4 protein-coding genes are annotated in these 3,910 nt (G+C 51.5%); 2 read left to right on the top strand and 2 right to left on the bottom strand.

What is annotated here, in order from left to right:
- Positions 1–18 precede the first annotated feature (18 nt).
- Positions 19–210 carry a hypothetical protein gene (locus tag LKK83_RS07145; protein ID WP_324630308.1) on the bottom strand — a complete coding sequence of 64 codons (192 nt, stop codon included), beginning with the start codon at positions 208–210 and terminating at the stop codon, positions 19–21.
- 216 nt (positions 211–426) lie between these two features.
- Here LKK83_RS07145 and hemE point away from each other — a divergent pair, with 216 nt between their 5' ends.
- Entirely contained in the window at positions 427–1,488 is a 1,062-nt protein-coding gene (hemE, locus tag LKK83_RS07140; protein WP_324630307.1) for a uroporphyrinogen decarboxylase, read from the top strand.
- Positions 1,489–1,730: 242 nt separating this feature from the next.
- Positions 1,731–2,765, top strand: coding sequence for an NAD-dependent epimerase/dehydratase family protein (locus LKK83_RS07135; RefSeq protein ID WP_324630306.1), 1,035 nt, complete (start codon positions 1,731–1,733; stop codon positions 2,763–2,765).
- Between the two features lie 129 nt (positions 2,766–2,894).
- On the opposite strand, the gene LKK83_RS07130 is transcribed toward LKK83_RS07135, so the two are convergent.
- Positions 2,895–3,695: a radical SAM protein gene (locus LKK83_RS07130; protein WP_324630305.1), complete on the bottom strand. Its 801-nt coding sequence runs from the start codon at positions 3,693–3,695 to the stop codon at positions 2,895–2,897.
- Positions 3,696–3,910: the final 215 nt, after the last annotated feature.

Below are 3,910 nucleotides of genomic sequence, written 5' to 3'. Positions count from 1 at the left end.
ATGTGTTTTTTGCACTACTCAATACTCTACCACACGCCGTGAGGTATTTCCGGAATAATCTAGAATTTTCCAGTAAAGCAGGCTTGAGTCATTAACAGTTCGATCGCTTCCACTCTTATTGGCGATCGCCTCCGCTTCTGTTTCTCCTTGACTGGCTACCTCTATCTCTAAGCACTCTCGCCACAAACCAGTCCTCTTCGTGCCAAACACTGGCGCTCATGGTAGGATCCACCGCTTGCCAAGCGGACAAAACGTTAAAAAATATTACAAAATAGGGAAATCGGGAAAAAATATGGTATTAGAGTTTGGCTCGCTGAAAAAAAGCGATCGCCCCTGGCAAGTCAGGGCACAGAGAAATAAAAAAGGAGAATCCGGCAATGGTAAGCTAGATGTTGGCATTTAAGTAACATTTAAGGTGAAATCTAAATGGCGGGTTCGAGCCAAATTCCTTATCTACTCAGAGCAGCGCGGGGTGAAAAATTAGAGCGTCCCCCGGTATGGATGATGCGACAGGCGGGGCGTTATATGAAAGCTTATCGGGAATTACGCGAGAAATATCCGTCATTTCGGGAGCGATCGGAAAACCCCGACATTGCGATCGAAATCTCTTTGCAACCCTGGCGGGCTTTTAAACCCGATGGGGTGATTCTATTCTCCGATATTCTAACGCCCTTACCGGGGATTGGCATTCCGTTCGATATCGTAGAACGCTTTGGACCGATTATCGACCCGCCGATCCGCAGCTTGGAGCAGATCGAGAAGCTGCATCCCATCAATCCCTCCGAATCGATGCCCTTTATCCGCACGATTTTAAAAGCGTTGCGCGAGGAAGTGGGCAATGAGTCCACGGTACTGGGATTTGTGGGTGCGCCTTGGACCTTGGCGGCGTATGCGATTGAAGGGAAGTCTTCAAAAGACTACACCATTATTAAGAGCATGGCGTTTTCCGAACCCGAAATGCTGCACAAGTTTTTGGGCAAATTGGCGGATGCGATCGCGGTTTACCTGAGCTATCAAATCGACTGCGGCGCGCAAGTGGTGCAGATGTTTGATTCCTGGGCGGGTCAACTGAGTCCGCAAGACTACGAAACCTTTGCGATGCCCTACCAAAAACGAGTGGTGGAGCAAGTGAAGGCGACTCATCCGGATACGCCGATGATTCTTTACATTAATGGCAGTGCCGGCATTTTGGAGCGGATGGCTCAATCCGGGGTGGATATCGTCAGCTTGGATTGGACCGTGGACATGGCTGAAGCGCGCCAGCGACTGGGAACCAATGTGGGGGTGCAAGGAAATATCGACCCTTGCGCGTTGTTTGGTTCAAAAGAATTCATCCGCTTACGCATTCTCGAAACCATTCGCAAAGCGGGCAACCACCAGCACATTCTCAACCTGGGTCACGGGGTTTTGCAAAAAACTCCCGAGGAAAATGTGGCATATTTCTTTGAAACTGCCAAGCAAGCGGACCAACTCCTCGCGTCTCGATGAGCGATCGCCTCGCGCGAGAAACTCCCGATTGCATCTTTAACGCCGGGATTAGAAAATAGAACGATTGTCACCGATCCTAAAATCGGGAAACGGGGATTGCGCCCGCCGCCACTCCCCGTTTCCCGTCCCCGGTGTCTTTATTCAGTCGCAATCCGTGGCTTTTGACAAACCCGCCACGAAACTCTAAAATCGACTATCGCAATAAATCTGAAGCTCCTACACACTTCTAGCCCCAGATCCTCGTGTATTCTAACTACTATCGACCTCAGAAGCGGATTTTCATCACTGGCGCGAGTGGCTGCATCGGTCACTATATCGCCGAGGCGTTGATTCAGGAAACAGACTACGACCTGTACCTGATGGTCAGAAATCCAGACAAACTCCGAGTGGATCTCGAAGCGCGCCCCGGGATCAATCTCGTGCAAGCAGATATGCGCGAGATTGATAAACTCGCCGAGGTTCTCGAAACGATGGATGTGGCAATTCTCACCGCTACCGCTTGGGGCGGAGCTCAGGAAGTTTTTGACATCAACGTTTTGAAGACGATTCGGTTGATGGAACTGCTCAACCCAGAAATCTGCGAGCAGGTTATCTATTTTTCCACGGCGAGCATTCTCGATCGCAATAACGAATTGCTCAAAGAAGCTACCCAACTCGGCACCGAATATATCCGCTCTAAATACGACTGCTTGCGTCGCCTGTCTCGTTTGCCCCTCGCCTCGCGCATCACGACTCTGTTTCCCACGTTAGTATTTGGCGGCGACGAGCAAAAACCTCAGTCCCATATTTCTGCAGGACTTCCGCAAGTCTTGGAAAAAATCAGTCTGATTCGCTTTTTTAAAGCAGAAGGCGGCTTTCATTTCATCCATGCCCGAGATATCGCTCAGGTGGTGCTTTCCCTGGTAGAAAATCCCCCGGAACCTTCACGTCCCTTTGTTTTGGGGAATGCACCCATTACGGTGAATCAAGCGATCGAACAAGTCTGTGCGACGCTCGATCGCCGAATTCTATTTCGCATCCCCCTCGCGCCTTGGTTGGCCGATATTCTCATCGGTTTGTTCCGGATTGAGATGTCGTCTTGGGATAGATTCTGCTTGAATTATCGCCATTTCACTTATAAAGATCCGGTGAATCCTTCCAGCTTTGGCATGACCACGGAGTACGGTACCCTGCGAGATATTGTAAAAGACCGGATGAATCAACGGGGGCAACATCTCGAACCCGTGGCTCAATCCCCGGAAACTGATGCCGATGCGGCACAATCCTATGAAGGTTAGGGGATAAATCCGAGGCTCGATTGGCCGCTTTTGGGATTCAGTCATTGTGCAGTTTAAATGTGGCTGAATGAACGGTTAAATCGGCGCTAAGCTTTTATAGAGTAGGGTTGGAGGTTTGCTTGTTGGCTCTTAAACCGGGGCGCAGCGCACGGAAATGCCGGTGGCGTTTTGAATTTCTGTGGCAAAGGCGTGCAAGATGTTGGGGCTAACTTGCTTGAAGACTTGGACGGGATAGGGGCGACGGAGTGGTGGGGTATGATTTCCGCGCCCATCGAATTGGCGGGTGAGGGGTTTGGGACGGGTGGGGGTATTGAGTTGGATTTCATCCGGACCGAGCGATCGCATTCGGCGAATGTATTCGGCTCTGGTTTCGGCGTCCCACGGCGAGAGCAACATGGTTTGGATGCCCAGTTGTCCGCTGTATTGCGCCCGGAATTGCTCAATGCCGCTCCACAGGGTATTGAAATCCAGATTGCCCACCGGGCGGTCTACTCCTTGCATCCGTTTGGAGGAGACGGCATCTAATTTAATCGAGACGCGATCGGCCCGTGCCAATTCGGCGCGCACCTGGGGGTCGGTGAGTAAGGTGGCGTTGGTCAGGACTAAGGTGGGGCGATCGGTGCGATCGGCTATGCGGGTCAAGAGTTCTCCTAAGTTGAGCGCCAAGGTGGGTTCGCCACTCCCACTGAGGGTAATTACATCTACGTCCCAAGGGGCGAAGGCTTCGAGATCCTGGAGGATGAGATCGGTGGGGACGTAGATGGCGCGATCGCGGGTTTGGCGTTCGATTTCGCCGAGTTGGCAATAGACGCAGTTAAACGAACAGGTAGACACCGTGCCGATCGGGTCGATCCCGAGCGATCGCCCGTATCGCCACGAACTCACTGGGCCATAAACGGACTCAAATTTAGGGGGCTGGATAGTCTTCATGGTGATTGATACTGGTTGTGAAAATTTTCTGTAGATGCTCGCGAGTTAACGCGGCGAGAGTGTAGAGGGTAGGATTCGATTCGAGCGAGTGTTGGTTTGTTTCCTTATTTCTGGCGGAAATTCATTAGGGGTCGATGAGGGCTTTGCAACCCTCACCTCCCATTCAGAACCGGACATGAGACTTTCACCTCATCCGGCTCCTAGCCAACTTATCC

The organism is Phormidium sp. CCY1219, assembly GCF_035615515.1.
Taxonomy (GTDB): domain Bacteria; phylum Cyanobacteriota; class Cyanobacteriia; order Cyanobacteriales; family Laspinemataceae; genus CCY1219.
Note: the sequence above shows the minus strand (reverse complement) of the source record. Positions and strands in the feature narration are given on the sequence as shown.